This window comes from Labrenzia sp. R5_0 (assembly GCF_017743835.1).
Lineage (GTDB): Bacteria > Pseudomonadota > Alphaproteobacteria > Rhizobiales > Stappiaceae > Roseibium > Roseibium algicola.
Map to the genome: position 1 here is coordinate 480,430 of NZ_JAGHRK010000001.1, position 15,028 is coordinate 495,457.

Sequence of the window (15,028 nt, forward strand, 5' to 3'; positions counted from 1 at the left end):
TCATGCTCGACCGGCTGGATTTTACCGGCAAATTATGGCTGTCCGCCGGTCCAGGCGGCTGGACCTTCGTGACGTTACCGCCGGCCTGCGCCGATCAGATCCGGTTTTTCACAGGAAGCCGTAAAGGCGGCGCCTGGGGCATGATCAAGGTAAAGGCGCGGATCGGCGAGGCTGAATGGAGCACCACCATCTGGCCGGACAAGGCGTCCGGCTCCTTCCTGTTGCCGGTCAAGTCGGCCGTGCGCAAGAAAGAGAAGATCGCAGCCGGAGACACCGTCGACGTATCACTGTGGCTTCAGGTGCCGCCGGGGTGCTGACAGGGAGGACTGTTTGAGCTTTTGACTTCCGTCGGTCAGGCTCGTTCCGCCGGATCCGGGCAGGCGAACTCAGGCGGCAAGCGCCCAATCGGCCGCGTCCGTGCGCGCCCCGATCAGGGCAAGGCCGTTGGCAACCGACGTCAGCTCGTTGCCTCCGGAAATTCGCTCCTGGCCGAAGCGCTCCGCAAACTGGCGGCGCACGGCAGGCACGAAGGAGGTGCCGCCGGTCATGAATACCCGGTCGATGTCGGCTTCGCTCAAACCGGCCTTTTCCAGCGTGACATCCAGCGCCAGGTCCATCTTCTTCAGATCAGGCGCAATCCAGCCGTCGAAGTCCGCACGTTTCACAGTTGCCCGGAAGTCCGAACCGAGCGGGGCAAAGGTCAGCTCCGCCTCGTCTGCAGACGACAGCAGGGCTTTGGTTTCCGAGACGGATTTATAAAGCGGGTAGCCCTGGTCCTCTTCCACCAGATCGATGAAAAGCTCAATCTTCTCCGGTTCCACGCAGTAGCGCAGCAGTTTTTTCATTTCCTTGAAATCGTCTGAGGTCTTGAAAATCGACAGCATGTGCCAGCGGGCGAAGTTGGAAAAGAGGTTGGGCGGGATCTCCAGGATCTTGCCCATGCTCTGGTAGGCGGTGCCCTTGCCGAGCTTCGGCAGCACCACATTGTCGATGATGCGGTAGTCGAACGTGTCACCGGCAATGCCGACCCCGCCTCGGCCAAGCGGCATCGCTTTCAGGTGCCCGGCTTCGGTTTCGAATCGCATGATCGAATAGTCGGTCGTGCCGCCACCAAGGTCGGCAACCAGGATGGTCGTGTCCTGTTCCAGCGATTGCGCGTAGGAAAAGGCTGCCCCGACAGGCTCCATAACAAAGAGGATGTCTTCAAAACCAACCTTCTGAAACGCCTTGCGATACCGTTCCATCGCCAGCTCTTCATCCGGATTGTGCCCGGCAAACTCCACCGGCCGGCCAACAACGAGCCGGGTTGCCGCGGGATCAAACGCAGCCCCGGCCCGCTCGAAAGCCCGCTGCAGAAACGTTGCCATCAGATCTTCAAACTCGAACCGGACCCCAAAAACTCCGGTCCCCTTGAAAACGCGGCTCGCCGCAAAGGTCTTCAGCGATTGAATGAACCGCACGTCCCCAAAGCTCTCCAGAAACTGCCGGATTGCCCAGGGCCCGACCTCCGCATTCAGCGCCTTGGCCGGCCCTCGGTCTAGAAAACTGAGAACAGTTGGAAGCGATGTGAAGCTGCTTGAGCCGTCCTCAAACGTGACCGGCATCGTCGCAGGCCCATCGGCGAGCACTGCGACTGTGTTGGAGGTGCCGAAATCGAGGCCGATGATATTAGGCATGAGCTGGGATCCTGATTAGTTCCAGGCCAAGGCGCTTGTCGCTGGTGCAGCCGACACCATTCGGCAGGACAAGGGTTTGGATGCTGGAGTACTCGGGTTCGATACGAACGAAACACTGATATGGCAATAGGCAAGAGGGAGTCTGGATCGCTCTCATGCTCATCGACCAATCGGTGTCCGCCTGACAGCGTTGTGCCCGAACGTTTCTGGAAGGTCTCCTATAAAACTCTTTCCACAATACACGGGCCCGCCTGCGGCGGCATCGCACCATGCGATCGGAAGTGTGTTGTTTCCAACGTCGTCTCCGTGGAAGTTGACCCAAGGGCGCGGGGCCGTTAGATGAGCGGGTCCATAATTTCGCCCGTTCGGACTGGAAACTAACACAGCGGCGTTTTACGGTCTGCAGCGCAAGAAACTGATCTGGTGTGACGCAATTGTATTCTGAACCTCTTCACAAGGGACTCCAACGGCAGTTTGCCATAGTCTTCGCGCTCGTTGTACGTGAAATGACAACGCGCTACGGAAACAAGTTTGGCGGATACATGTGGGCCGTTCTCGATCCAGTGTTGACCATTGCGATCCTTACCTTGGTGTTTTCGGGGATCGCTCATGTTCCGCCGCTAGGGCGGAGTTTTACGTTATTTTTCGCGACGGGCTACGCAGCGTTTTACATGTACCGTTCGACGTCTGATCAGGTTGCTTCGGCCATTGACGCGAACAGGGCTTTATTGAACTACCCGGTCGTACGCCCTTACGATGCAGTTATTGGTAGGATAGTCCTGCAGGTCGCTACGCTTTTCGTCGTGAATTTACTTCTGTTCGGAGGGCTATGGTTTGTGGTGCCGTTCGAGCAAATCGATCTCGGTCCTATCTTGCTGGCGTCCTTGATCGCCATCGTGCTTGGTGCTGGTGTTGGGGCCTCCAATATAGTCTGGTTTCACCTGAGCAGCACCTATCAGCAGGTCTGGGGCATTATAAACCGGCCGGCTTTCATCATCTCTGGCGTGTTCTTTTTACCTGACACTGTTCCGCATCCCTTTCGGGAGTATCTGCTCTGGAACCCACTTGTGCATGTCGTCGGATTGTTCCGCACCGGATTTTATCCGACCTACCGTGCCAATTACGTGGACATGCCCTATATCGTCGGCCTTGCCGTTTTTTCGATCGTTTTTGGGCTTTTTCTCATTTGGTTGTTTGACGCAAAACTGCGAGAATCGAAATGATTAGGCTGGACCGGCTAACAAAGGCGTTCAAGCTGAAAGGTGAGACGCGCTACATTGCTAAGGATGTAACCTTCACTGTCCCACGCGGCAGAAGTGTCGGTCTACTCGGACGGAATGGAGCGGGAAAGTCGACGCTTCTGAGACTAATTGCGGGCACCATCAAACCGACGTCCGGCCGGATCATTCGTTTGGCAAACGTATCTTTTCCACTAGGGTTCCAGGGCAGTTTCAACGGATCTCTAACCGGGGAACAGAACGTACGATTCGTCGCTCGTATCTACGGTCACGACACCGATGAACTTGTTGACTATGTGCAGGATTTCGCCGAACTGGGAAAATCCTACTATATGCCTGTCAACAGCTACTCGTCCGGGATGAAAGCCAGGCTCGCATTCGGGGTCAGCATGGGTATCGATTTCGACTACTACCTGGTGGATGAAATCACGGCAGTAGGCGACTCGAACTTCCAGAAAAAATGCAGGCGCGTTTTTGAGGAAAAACTACAGAATTCAGACATAATCATGGTATCGCATTCCAACGCAGCATTGAAGGACTATTGCACGACTGGAATTGTGCTAGAAGATGGGTTGTTAACGTATTTTGCTAACATTGATGATGCCATCGCGTTACATGATGAAAATATGGCTCGCCGCTAGGTTTGCCCGCTTCGGTTCAAGGTTTGAAAAATGTCTTCTGCAGAAAAATTAGCTGAGAGTGAGGCGTCACCCGGGTCTAAAGGCGCCGTTTTCAAGCTTCCGTCCAAGAAGGATGGCCCGGTAGCAAAAAAACGTGAGAAAGACGGTAAACTCGTATCTCGTCTGAAGAAATCCGGTCTTGATCCGCAGAAGCTCCTAGATCTCGCCCTTCCGGGCACGACCGCAAAGTCGGTTGCGAAGACCCGGCACAGACTGATCATACTCGGCTTCTTTCTATTTGTTGCGCTGCCCTCCGCCGCCTTTTCTGCCTACATGTTTTTTTGGGCGAGTGACCAGTATCACAGCACCGCAGCTTTCGCGGTGCGTAGCTCTAATACTGTCGCACCCATGGAAATTCTCGGCATGGTGATGGGCGGCGGCGGCGGATCTGAGTCGACGACCTCAAATAGCTATATCGTCACGGACTACATCCAGAGCCAAGCGATTCTGGAGGACCTGCCCAAGGAACTCGATCTGCAGACGATCTTCAATCGCGAAGCGTCGGATTTCCTTTTTTCGATGGGAACAGACCTGCCGATCGAAGACCAACTCAGTTACTGGAACGGCATGGTCGACGTGAGTTTCGATGCAACTTCCAGTGTAATATACGTCGATGTCCGTTCATTCCGGCCGACAGATTCCGTAATGATTGCGGAAGCGATCCTGGAACGCAGCGAGATCCTGGTCAACAAACTATCTGAATCCAACCGGCGTCAGTCAGTCCGATATGCCGAGGAAGCGCTTGCGCGAGCCGAGGCGCGGCTCAAGGCAATTCGCAAGCAGATGCTAGCCTACCGTCAGGAAACGCAGGAAGTCGATCCCGAAGCGAATGCGGAAATCGCGGCGGAAATGATCGCTGGCCTCGACCGGGAGCGGGCTAGCCACGAGGCTGAGAAGGCCACCCTGATGAGTTATCTTGACGAGGATTCTCCACGCATCCGAATGCTGGACCAGCAGATTGCCGCTCTTCAGGGCGAGATCGCCTCTGTTCGTAAGCGACTCGGCACCGGCGGAACAAGCTCCGGCGAAGCTGGGGATCGCCGCAATAACCTCTCCCTTAGGCTAGCCGACTATTCGGAATTGGCGGTGGAAGAGGAATTTGCGCAGCAGCTTTATGTGACCTCGCTGGCGAGTCTTGAAAAGGCCAGGCAAGAAGCCGACAACAAAAGCCTCTATCTGGCGACATTCATTCGGCCGACGCTCTCGGAGGAAGCCCAGTATCCGAGCAGGTTCCTCTATTCTCTTGCGGTTTTCCTGATGCTGGCCGGTCTGTGGTCAGTGGTCGTGTTGCTTTATTACAATGTTCGGGACAGGACCTGATCGTCGGGGTGTGACTTCGAAAAACTTTTTCCGGGACCGGATTGAACACAAACATGCTGATCGGCATTGCGACATCCGGCCTTTGGCGTCTGCGGTATGCGGTTGAACTTATGACCGGCTGCACAGCTTGCCGGCTTCCTCCTTTGGGGTTGGGCGTTGACGCGATAGCTGGCTGGGGTCATAAGCCGACCGCTGACCGGGCGCGTGAAATCGCAAGATTGCAGGGCATTCCCTATATCGCCTTCGAGGATGGGTTTCTGCGCTCGATCAGTCCCGGAACCAGCGAAAAGCCGCTGTCCATGGTGATGGACCGGACGGGGATTTATTACGACGCCAGGCAGCCGAGCGACCTTGAAGCAATGGTAAGGAAGCGCGCGTCTTCGCCGCAGCCGCTTGCTCAAATACGGCTCTCAATGGAAAATCTCAGAAAATCGCGTCTCTCAAAATACAATAACTCCAAAATTCTAGATGCGTCGGCCCTGCAGTTGAAAGCCTCAAGGCCGGAGGATCGCGTACTTGTGGTTGATCAGACGGCCGGTGATGCTTCGATAGCTGGGGCCATGGCCAGCGAGGACACCTTTGCAGAGATGCTGGATGCCGCTGCGACGGAAAACCCGGGTGCAGAAATAATAGTCCGCGTCCATCCTGAAGCCAGGCTCGGCAGAAAATCCGGACATTTTGGATACGAGAGGCTGCAAGAGATTGCGAAAGCCAGACCCGAGGTGGGGAAAGCGCTCAAGACCGACTTGTTGAGACTGACCGCGGAGCCAATCAATCCATGGTCCTTGCTGGAAGCGTGTTCGACCTTGTATTGCGTTTCCAGCCAACTCGGCTTCGAAGGTGTGATGGCTGGTTGCGCGGTACATTGTTTTGGAGCGTCATTTTATAATGGATGGGGTCTCACAAGTGACAGGTCGAAAAAAAAAATTAATGGCCGTGAAAAGGTAAGTATCGAAGTTTTGTTCGCAGCAGTCTATCTGGATTACGTAAAATATATAGATCATGAGGAAAGGAAAATTTCTACCTACGAAGATACTGTTAGGAAGTTATTGTCTAATTTATTAGAATAAGCGAAGTAATTTGCAATATATATATCTTGAAAGAGGTTACTTCTCTCCGGATCACGCGAGGGAGCGTAGAGACAAGCGTACTGATGTAATCCCAACACAAATCGAGATCTTACATCGAGCAAGGTCTCGCAAGAAATACAACAGACACTGCGTTCCAAATCAGAGCTGACTTAACATGATACACTAGAGCATGTCCGCTCAATCTAGGATCATTTGATGTGGAAAACAGTTCACTCAGCTAAGTGCGATGCGGTGCAGCGGTCAAGCGGCGTAACGCTGCCGATGGACTGCTTTGCGTCACCCGAAAGGCGGGGCTTTTGCGTCCGCTGACCGCATTGATTTGCGCTTGTGGTGGAACCGCACCACCGCGCGCAACCCGCCTGTTCAGCAAAGGCAATTGATCTGAGGCCCAATCTTCTTCCACTTCAGCGCGGAATCCTTGGTTGATTTTTGACCTCATGCGGCCCGTGTTTGCAAAGTCATTTTCGATGCGAATTCGTAGGGCGTGAGATTGCCCAGGGATGAATGGGGTCTGTTGCGGTTGTAGTCTTCCTTCCATGCGGTGATTTGGGATCTGGCTTCGGCGAGCGACGAGAACAGCGTCTCGTTGAGGCACTCATCCCTGAAGTTGCCGTTGAAGCTCTCGACGAAACCGTTCTGCATTGGTTTGCCGGGCAGGATGTAATGCCAATCGACACTTGTCCCCTGACACCATTTGAGAACGGCCATACTGGTCAGCTCGGTTCCGTTGTCAGAGACCACGGTGACCGGTTTGCCTCGCAGTCGGATGAGCGTATAGAGTTCACGGGTGACCCGCAAACCGTACAATGAAGTGTCGGCCACCAGCGCCAGGCACTCGCGGCTGTAATCGTCGACCACCGCCAGAACCCGAAAGCGGCAGCCGTCAGTAAAGGCGTCCGACACGAAGTCCAGTCTCCACCGCTCGTTTGTTCTGCCTGGCAACACCATCGGCAGTCTGGTGCACAGAGCTCGCTTCCAGCCACCACGTTTGCGGACCTGAAGCTTTTCCTCGCGATAGAGACGCCTCAACTTCTTCTGGTTCATTCGGATACCCTGGCGTTCCAGCATCAGGTGAATACGTCTGTAGCCGAAGCGCCGGCGCTCTCCGTCAACCTTCTTCATGGCTTCACGCAGAGCGGCATCATCCGGTCGTAGGCTTCGATACCGAACACTCGACCGGTCAATTGCCAAGACAGCACACGCCCGACGCTGGATCACGCCGTGCCTGGAGCACAGATGAGCCGCAGCTTCCCGTCTTGCACCGGGCGTTACCATTTTTTTGAAGCAACGTCCTGCCGCATGGCGTTGTCGAGCATGGCCTTGGCCAACAGTTTCTTGAGCTTTGCGTTCTCGTCTTCAAGCGCCTTCAGCTTGCGCGCATCGGATACATCCATACCGCCAAACTTCGCCTTGTATTTGTAAAAGGTGGCTTTCGAGATCCCGTGCCGCCTACAAACATCGGCCGTCTTCTGGCTGCTCTCCTGATTCCGCAAGATGCCGATGATCTGTTCTTCTGTGAACCGTGAACGCTTCATTCCGTCCGTCTCCTGACTGCGACGGATTCTATACCAAACTGGAGGAGTTATGGGGTCTCAGGTCACAATCGCTCCAGTCGAATGAACCTACATAGAGTGGATATACTCTAGACACCAATGAGCTAATCGGAGAAATGACGCTTGTAGCCAGCTGGGATGATCAGCAGGGGAAAAAAATGTAGTCGCGTCTAAAGAAGAATGCCCGCTCGTATTTAACCAGATGCTTGACTAAATCCCCGGACGGTACACCGCCCTCATTGCTCTCCAGTGGGTTCGCTACAGTGCCCGCCGCCGAGGGAAAAGTCAGGCAGGCGACCAACATGTTCAGGCTGCGCGGCTTTGCTGCGAACAGCCAGGCTGAAGGTCCGTTGAGTGTCATTAGGTCAGACGCGCAGATTTTATCCGGATCGGTAGGCAAGCCTGACAAGCCACCAAATGGCCAATAGCCACGCTTGCTAAACACCGCAATTCCCGGATAGACAACAAGGTCAGCTTCTTGCGGATCCTGCAGGCTGCGTAAATGTTCGACCGACTGGCTCGCCACGTCGGGATCCTTGCTGAGCGGAACGCAAACAGCATCGGCACCGCGGAGTCCGATGTCTGCCAAGTCAGCAACGAAACGCACGACCCGCTGCCTCGAATCCATGCCACCAACTTTATAACCCTCTCCCGACTCCAGTTTGCATTCGTCCAACTCTTGGAACGAATTCACGGAGTATTCGATGTCTTCCACGTAATCCGGAACCAGATCGGCACAATACAGATGAAGCCCGACCTTTTCCTGAAGAGCTTGCCCGATGATGTGGCGCGTGAGTACCTTTACCGCAGCGTTTGGTCTTTCTGAACTGCAATCTCGCTCGAACAGTTCTTTGTACTGAACCTTTGGAAAGGCATCGAGTTTCCCCCCGATGGTGGCATCCCGAATCACAAAACCGTTTTCTTTTGCGACCTTGTTGGCGTGTTGGTAGGCTTTGTAGCAATTTTCGAGTTTCGGTAAATGCCACTTCTTTCCTCTTCCAAAGTAATTTGGATGAAAGTGATTTGGATCATCTTCATTGGAAAGAATGGAATTGGCTTTTATTTTGGAGTCCTTAGGAACCTTGTAATCAAAATCGACGCCAATTAGAATAATGTCCTTGAAACCAAGAAACTTGGCAATCTGGAAGTTCAGATATGTGACAGTCTGACCGACATAGGCTGTCTTGGAGATATCAAAACTGAATCTGGGTTCGCAGAAGTACTTGCTGCTCTTGTAGTAGAACTCCCAATTCACCGGCAGGAAAAAGTGATTTTCGCGCTCTCCAACTGCTTCTCTATACTTGTTTGGAAAAAATTTGTACTTGCAATCTAGTGCGCGAATCTCCGGCAGGTTATCATCAACGACGTGATTGTCCTCCACTGCATAGAACGTTGGCCTGAAATTTGCGATCTGTTCAAGAAGGTAGACACCATTAACGCCGAAAGTATACTCGTTGCGCAGCTTCCACAGGTCTGTTTTGTTGAGCGACGGTCCGTTTCCGATGATGAAACACCGGTGTGAACTGAAACGGTCCCGCAAGGATTCAAGACGATGCCGGTCTTTTTCGGAGATCTTTTCCTGTTGGGAGGCTGCATATTTTCCCGTCTTGAAACCTCCCGTATTTTGATCCTGGTCTAGAAGAACGCTTTTTTCTTCATAGATTTCAAGATTGACACGCGCCGGGTATTTTCTGCCGGAGGCTTCGCTGTTTTCGGTAAAGACTTCTCTCGCCAATCGTTCGATGTCTTCATTCGCCTTAAGACCGGGAAGCGCGTGAACCATAGCCGCCATGAAACGCTGCTCATGTAGTGGCAAGCCACTGATCCTCGCGACGTATTTTTCCCGATCCTGCAGGTAAATACGCTGGCAAGCTTGTTTTATCGCGGTAAGTTTCTCAACCGTACCTGTCGGTTTGTCTGTGAGCGAAAACCTGAGGTCCTCGTAAAGAACCCGTTTCAAGTACAAATTCGGGAATTGCTCCCAATGGTGTTTTGCATAAAGGTGTGCAAATGCACGGTATTTAAGCACACTGAAGGCGTGCCGCTGGTCAGATGCAACCCTTTTTGAGTGGCGCTGGTCCGTGCGGTGCAACAAAACATTTTCCGTATCGACGTAGTTACTGTAACCCGCTTTTTGCGCCCGGATTGCAAAGTCGCTGTCCTCGAACCCATAAGGATCGAACAATTCGTCCAACTCGCCGATTTCCTCAAGCAGGCCTATTCCAAAGAACTGACAACATCCTGGAATGTTTGAGACGACGATTTCGGTGTGGGCAGCATCAAAAAAGAGCTGGTGAAAATTAGCCTGCAGCTTAACGGAGCTTATCTTCTGATTGTTGAAGGAAGGAAATACCGTTTCAGTTATCGCAGCAGAGATGAATTCCATATTGAAGTAAGCGAAATCGTAGTCAGCGACCATACCGGCATGATCAACAAACTCGTGCCTGAATTTGCTCTGGATGGCCTTTTTGATTTCCGTTGAGGCAGGTAACTTCCGATCGGCTTCCAGATCTTGCAAGAGTGCTGGCTGCTTGAATCGCTCCAGGCGTTTACAGACTTCCGGGTAGTCAAGCACAACCGGACCGACAATGCCCGGCTTCTCCATTCTTGCGTAGAAGTCTTTTATTCGTCCAAGGTAATCCGAAGGAAGGATCGTATCGCTATCGAGCAGAGCAATTGCGTCGAACGCGTTGCGGCCTATTTTCGAGAACAAAAAATTCCTCGAACTCGCAACTCCGTATTTTTTGTCCGACTGAAAATACTTAATACGGTCGTATTTCGAACAAAAATTCTCAAGGCCGCTATCACTTCCGGAATGCAGGAAAACATAAACCCCGTCATCACTCTCCAACTGAGGAAGCAACGACTGAATACAGAGTTTCGCCACTTCCACTTCGTTGGGCATAGCCACAATCAAGACGGCAGTTCTAAGCGGCATCTAAGTCACCATTTGAGGATAGAAGTGTTGAGAAACTGAATAGGAGAGCATTGTCGGGGACGGTATCGCTCTCGATTGCCTGCAGCTAAAATTCATTGTGATTTTTTTTGAGATCCCGTGACCAGCTTCAGCACATGCAATTTCTTTAAGGCTTCAACCACGTCCGAAACGCTGGGGACATTCAGTCTCTTTGCCTTTGCCAGTTTCTGACGCAGTTTGGCGTTCTGCGCTTGCAAGTCCCGTGCAATTAAATGTTTGCGCTCGTTCTCGCGCTCTGCGGTCGCGAGCTGTTTCAAGGCAGCTTCTTCGCGCTCTCTCGCCAACAGAAGTTGCTTTGCAACTTCATCGAATGAATCATCAAATCCGATGGAGCTGTAGATGCCGATCATTCTTGAATAATTGTTCCGAATATCCTCCTCAATTTGATCTTCAAATTTATCAATTAACTCTTTACGTTTCTCTTCTTGCGTACTTCTTACTTCGGAAAGAAAACTATAGTAGCGGCTCATTTCTTACACCGGAATATTGGGAATGGGCAGGCTCTCAAGGATAGGCATTTGAATTCTCTTACCACTATTCAAAGAAGTCAGGCAAGTGTCGCGTCCCTACCCGCGGGACGCTATCTGGGCAGCTCTCCTGTAGTTTTCCTCGCTTTGAACTGCGGTTGTTCCGACCGCAACTGAAGGAAACAGACCAAATGCAAAAGAACTCGATGTTCCGGTCAGTAGATCAGCCTATACTTGTCCGTGGGAGTAGTAGTAAAAACTTAATCACAGTAACGAGATTGAAGTCAGGTCAACGGAGACTAATCGAAACGGGCCTTCGTCGGTTCGCTCAGCAGGCTTCAAACTGGTCTAGTCCATCAGCGACGATGTCCTCATCGATGAGCCAGGAACTCATGTCTGTGCGCATCGAGAACGACTGTCCTCCAACCGCAAGCAGCTCAAGTTTTCTGTGTGCCGTTATCGTAAAATGATGCCGGATGACACGCATTAACTCAGGGTAAAAAAAACAGCAAACTTTTGCCTGCTCCCGCATAAATACGATCCCTCCCAGCGCGCTGCCATGCGGCGCCGCAATAGACACTGCATTTCGGAAAAGTGAAATCTCATCCGCGACTGACAGATGGGCGAATTCAACCGGGCGATAATCCCGTTTATCCAATTGCTGCAGGATGCGATCTTCGTTTATCCAGCGCCGACGGCCGCTACGCACTTGCCTCGCCGCATATATCCGTTTCGGGAAGGCGGAAGTATCGATCTTCATTGCAGCCAATGCGCGGTCCGCAATGGTGTCATAGAGATCGAAGACCTCGGGAGCGATATAGTCATACATTCGCGCCGGCCGGCTCGGCACAAGCAGCATATCGCTGTCGACCCATTCTTCCGGTCCGAGTTCAATCAGCCGATCCTGGGAAACTCCGGCGTAATGAAGCATCTCCTTCTGTTTGGCTGACAGCGGCCCTGATATGGCAACCGGAATGCCTCCCAATCCCATGTTTTCCAGATGAGGGAGCACCCAGAGCTTGCTCAGAACGTCAATCAGCCAGTGCGAATAGACATGGTGGTAGAGTGCGCCGACCAAAAGGACCGGGCCGTCAATTGTCCTCGACGGCACGGGCCTTTTGCGAGGCCGGAAATACCCGGGCTTCCCCGCGACCAGAAACCTTTGGTCGAGAAATCCAATGTATGCTTGATCCTTGCCTTCGCTCAGCGGAAAGCTGGGCCCCCAGGTGCTATATTCGCCGGGGTCGACTGGCGGAAGGAACGATTCCTCGAAGATCCTGTTGTCTTGCGTGATTGCCACTCCCATTCCATTGAAAATGGCATTGGGCAGGAATGACAGGGACATGTCCTTGATAAGGAATTCCTGCTGGGTAAGTTGCTCCACTGTCTTGCCGGAGGCACGCTCCATAATGACTTTGGGCTTTGTGCTTGCGATGAATTTATGTTCGGGACGTAGAATAAGGCTCGTTGCTTCTTTGACACGATCGAGGCTGCCGGCGTCGATTTGATCAGTTGTCGCGATGTCACGGATGTGCCTTATCGGGTAGAAAATCTGATCCACGTTGTTGGCATTCACGGGCTTCATGGCGGGATTAACCTTGAGATCGACCGCGTTGTCCGAAAAGTTTTTGTAAAAGTTCTCGATTATAACCAGTTGAAATGCGCCGCAATCCAGAGAGTCGGTCACCTGGATATTCTCATTTTTACTTTTTAAAGCGTTATCGAGGTCTTTAATGTCTCTCGACTTTATTTTCAAAATAACAACTGTCCCGGTATTGGCGGTCGAGGACAGGCGCTGAAGTGTTTCTACAATTGCTTTTGCCGGCTTCCTGGTGGACAGAGCTATTACGTGCGCGGTGTATTCGCGTTCAAGGGATTGCGTCAGTTCCGCTGTGAGACCGTCCACCTTCCAGGAAGTCTCGGAGCTTCCACCGGCCCCGCTTGCAGAGAGACCGGCCGTTTTGTTTCTGAATTTACCGCCAGTTCCCAGCTGAACCAAACCCGAATGAAGGTTGGCCAGTTCCGGAGTTAGCGCCTGCCATGTAGAGCAGTCCGAGTCCAGGAGAAGGGTGAGGGGCTTCGGTGCCCCAACACCCGAAGATTCGAAGTCTCGTTGGATGCAGGCAAAATGCAAAATGGCGAAGAATACGGGGTCAATGCGAGAATCTTCCGAAAGCTTGCGCGCGAGCAACTCCCTGTAGAATTTACCCATTGCATCGCTTCCAAGAGCCGGAAGCATGCGATCAGGTTTTCCGGAAAGAGCTGCAGCCAATCGCTCGATGCCGCGAGACAATGCACTTTTTTCCGCAAGATTTCCCTCGCGAAAGCGCTGACTAAATACCTTCAGATCCACGCGAAACCGCCCTTTACAGTATTGTCAGGTCTGGAACACGGATAACATCTTCCTCGTAGTCGTCCTTGTCTCGTGAGTGCTTGGAGACAACGATGAACGTCGTATCTTCAAGAAACTCCATTGCATGCTCGACCATCGGAGGTGAATAAAAAACGCTTCCAGTTTCGAAAATTTCTGTTGTCGGCTTTTCGTCACTGCCGACGGGGCGATGAAAATACTTTATCTTGCCTGAAATTACGTAGCTATAGTGCCAATCGGACTGATGGTAATGGTTCGCCCGGATGGCACCTGCTTTCGAGGTGATCAGAGCACAGCCGCCCATTTGGGAGTCCAGGATCGGTTGAATTGTTCCCCGCGCGTCAACGAAGGGCGGTATCGCCTCACATGCCGCCTTGTCGGGTGATTTCAGACTCGGTGTTGTCGCCATGACACTTGTTTCCTTTTATCGAGATTTAATCAGCAGCGTATCTGTTCGTAGCGCTGCGCGTTACGATAGTGCTTTTGCCTGCATTCACATCTGGTCGAAATGATCGCGTACCGTTTTGAGAGCCATTTCCAGTCCGCGGTCCAACTCCACCTGAGGTTCGTATCCCAAGGACCTCAGTCTACTGATATCAGGACAACGGCGCATGGTTCCGCCAGAGGGAAGTCCGCTAGGCACGAAGTTGGTATCGATTTCCAGCGCTCTGGCAATCCGTTTTGCCAGATCGAGAATCGAAATTTCTTGATCTGTACCTACGTGATAGGTGTGCAGATGCTCGCCTTTATCCATTGCCAGAAGCGTTCCAGTGACGAAATCGTCGATAAACACAAAAGAACGGGACGCGGCACCATTCCCTTCAAGCGGCACGTCAACCGTTTTCGCCTGCGGATTCGCCTTCCTCGCCTTAAGAATTTTCATAGCCAGCTCCGGTACAACATGGTCAAATCCCATATTGGGTCCATACACGTTATGCGGCCTGACGACGATCGCTTTTTCCATGGCGTCACGGCAATAATTCATAGTCATGAGTTCGCCGGCAATTTTCGATCCCCCATAGGAATACCTGGGGTTCACAGCATCCGGCAGGTATAGTCCCACACTCTCATCAGTCGGCACCACTTTAGGTGTCTGATAAACTTCAGAGCTCGACATGAACAGGAATTTTTTAATACCTTGCGATATCGACTCATCCAGGAGGAGGTGTGTCCCGATCACGCCGACCTCCAGGACCTGCCTGGGAATATTGTAAAAATTCTTAGTCCCGTTGATCGCCGCGAGATGATAAATTTCCGAGCAGCCTTCGACCGCCTTCTTGACGACTTCCCGCTCGCGGATATCACCAAGCACGAGCTCGTAATTTTCTTCGGCCGCCTCAAGGTACTTCGCATTCCCTCTCAGCTGATTGTCCAGTATGCGCACGGTTTTTCCACGCATTCTGAGTTCATGAGCGAGGCTCCGGCCGATGAAACCCAACCCCCCGGTGACCAACACAGTACTCAAGACCAATTCCTTTCATTCACCGCTCTGCGCATCCGTTCGAAAGCACCGCACAGCGTAACTTCAAATATCTTCCAATGAAGTCTGGTTAAACCCTCGAGAAGCGCACCACGGCCCCATGCTTCTGGAAACTTTGGACAAAATTCAACTGCCTTCGCTTGACTGGAAATAAAAGGGGGCACCTTCCAATGCG

At 52.4% G+C, this 15,028-nt stretch carries 12 protein-coding genes; 5 read left to right on the forward strand and 7 right to left on the reverse strand.

The window, feature by feature from the left end; translation table 11 throughout:
• Positions 1-2: 2 nt before the first annotated feature.
• Positions 3-317: a DUF1905 domain-containing protein gene (locus tag J7447_RS02210; RefSeq protein ID WP_168685819.1), complete on the forward strand. Its 315-nt coding sequence runs from the start codon at positions 3-5 to the stop codon at positions 315-317.
• Positions 318-386: 69 nt separating this feature from the next.
• Here J7447_RS02210 and J7447_RS02215 read toward each other — a convergent pair whose 3' ends face one another.
• The gene (locus J7447_RS02215; RefSeq protein WP_209168604.1) at positions 387-1,676 is read right to left on the reverse strand and encodes an Hsp70 family protein; all 1,290 of its coding nucleotides are present in this window, start codon (positions 1,674-1,676) and stop codon (positions 387-389) included.
• Positions 1,677-2,110: 434 nt separating this feature from the next.
• Here J7447_RS02215 and J7447_RS02220 point away from each other — a divergent pair, with 434 nt between their 5' ends.
• From J7447_RS02220 to J7447_RS02235, 4 genes are read left to right on the forward strand one after another with little or no spacing between them, the layout of a single operon-like run.
• Positions 2,111-2,899, forward strand: coding sequence for an ABC transporter permease (locus J7447_RS02220; protein ID WP_006939261.1), 789 nt, complete (start codon positions 2,111-2,113; stop codon positions 2,897-2,899).
• A complete protein-coding gene (locus tag J7447_RS02225) occupies positions 2,896-3,555 on the forward strand; it encodes an ABC transporter ATP-binding protein (RefSeq protein ID WP_209168605.1) in 660 nt (219 codons plus the stop codon). Before J7447_RS02220 ends, J7447_RS02225 begins: the two co-directional genes overlap by 4 nt.
• A gap of 30 nt (positions 3,556-3,585) precedes the next feature.
• The gene (locus J7447_RS02230) at positions 3,586-4,914 is read left to right on the forward strand and encodes an RkpR, polysaccharide export protein (protein ID WP_209168606.1); all 1,329 of its coding nucleotides are present in this window, start codon (positions 3,586-3,588) and stop codon (positions 4,912-4,914) included.
• Between the two features lie 53 nt (positions 4,915-4,967).
• A complete protein-coding gene (locus J7447_RS02235) occupies positions 4,968-5,984 on the forward strand; it encodes a hypothetical protein (protein WP_209168607.1) in 1,017 nt (338 codons plus the stop codon).
• 456 nt (positions 5,985-6,440) lie between these two features.
• Here J7447_RS02235 and J7447_RS02240 read toward each other — a convergent pair.
• From J7447_RS02240 to J7447_RS02265, 6 genes are all read right to left on the reverse strand, one after another.
• Positions 6,441-7,540 (reverse strand): IS3 family transposase gene (locus tag J7447_RS02240; RefSeq protein WP_209168608.1). Its coding sequence is split into 2 segments (ribosomal slippage): positions 6,441-7,288 and positions 7,288-7,540, totalling 1,101 coding nucleotides; the frame shifts between segments, so codons are not numbered across the junction.
• Positions 7,541-7,700: 160 nt separating this feature from the next.
• Positions 7,701-10,496 (reverse strand): 6-hydroxymethylpterin diphosphokinase MptE-like protein, encoded by a 2,796-nt coding sequence (locus J7447_RS02245; protein WP_209168609.1) that lies wholly within the window; start codon positions 10,494-10,496, stop codon positions 7,701-7,703.
• A gap of 92 nt (positions 10,497-10,588) precedes the next feature.
• Positions 10,589-11,005: a hypothetical protein gene (locus J7447_RS02250; protein ID WP_209168610.1), complete on the reverse strand. Its 417-nt coding sequence runs from the start codon at positions 11,003-11,005 to the stop codon at positions 10,589-10,591.
• A 325-nt stretch (positions 11,006-11,330) separates the two neighbouring features.
• A complete protein-coding gene (locus tag J7447_RS02255) occupies positions 11,331-13,355 on the reverse strand; it encodes a glycosyltransferase family 61 protein (RefSeq protein WP_209168611.1) in 2,025 nt (674 codons plus the stop codon).
• A gap of 13 nt (positions 13,356-13,368) precedes the next feature.
• On the reverse strand, positions 13,369-13,782 hold the full coding sequence (locus J7447_RS02260) for a hypothetical protein (protein WP_209168612.1): 414 nt from the start codon (positions 13,780-13,782) through the stop codon (positions 13,369-13,371).
• Positions 13,783-13,866: 84 nt separating this feature from the next.
• Complete coding sequence (locus tag J7447_RS02265; RefSeq protein WP_353653753.1) at positions 13,867-14,829, reverse strand: NAD-dependent epimerase/dehydratase family protein; 963 nt, start codon at positions 14,827-14,829, stop codon at positions 13,867-13,869.
• Positions 14,830-15,028: the final 199 nt, after the last annotated feature.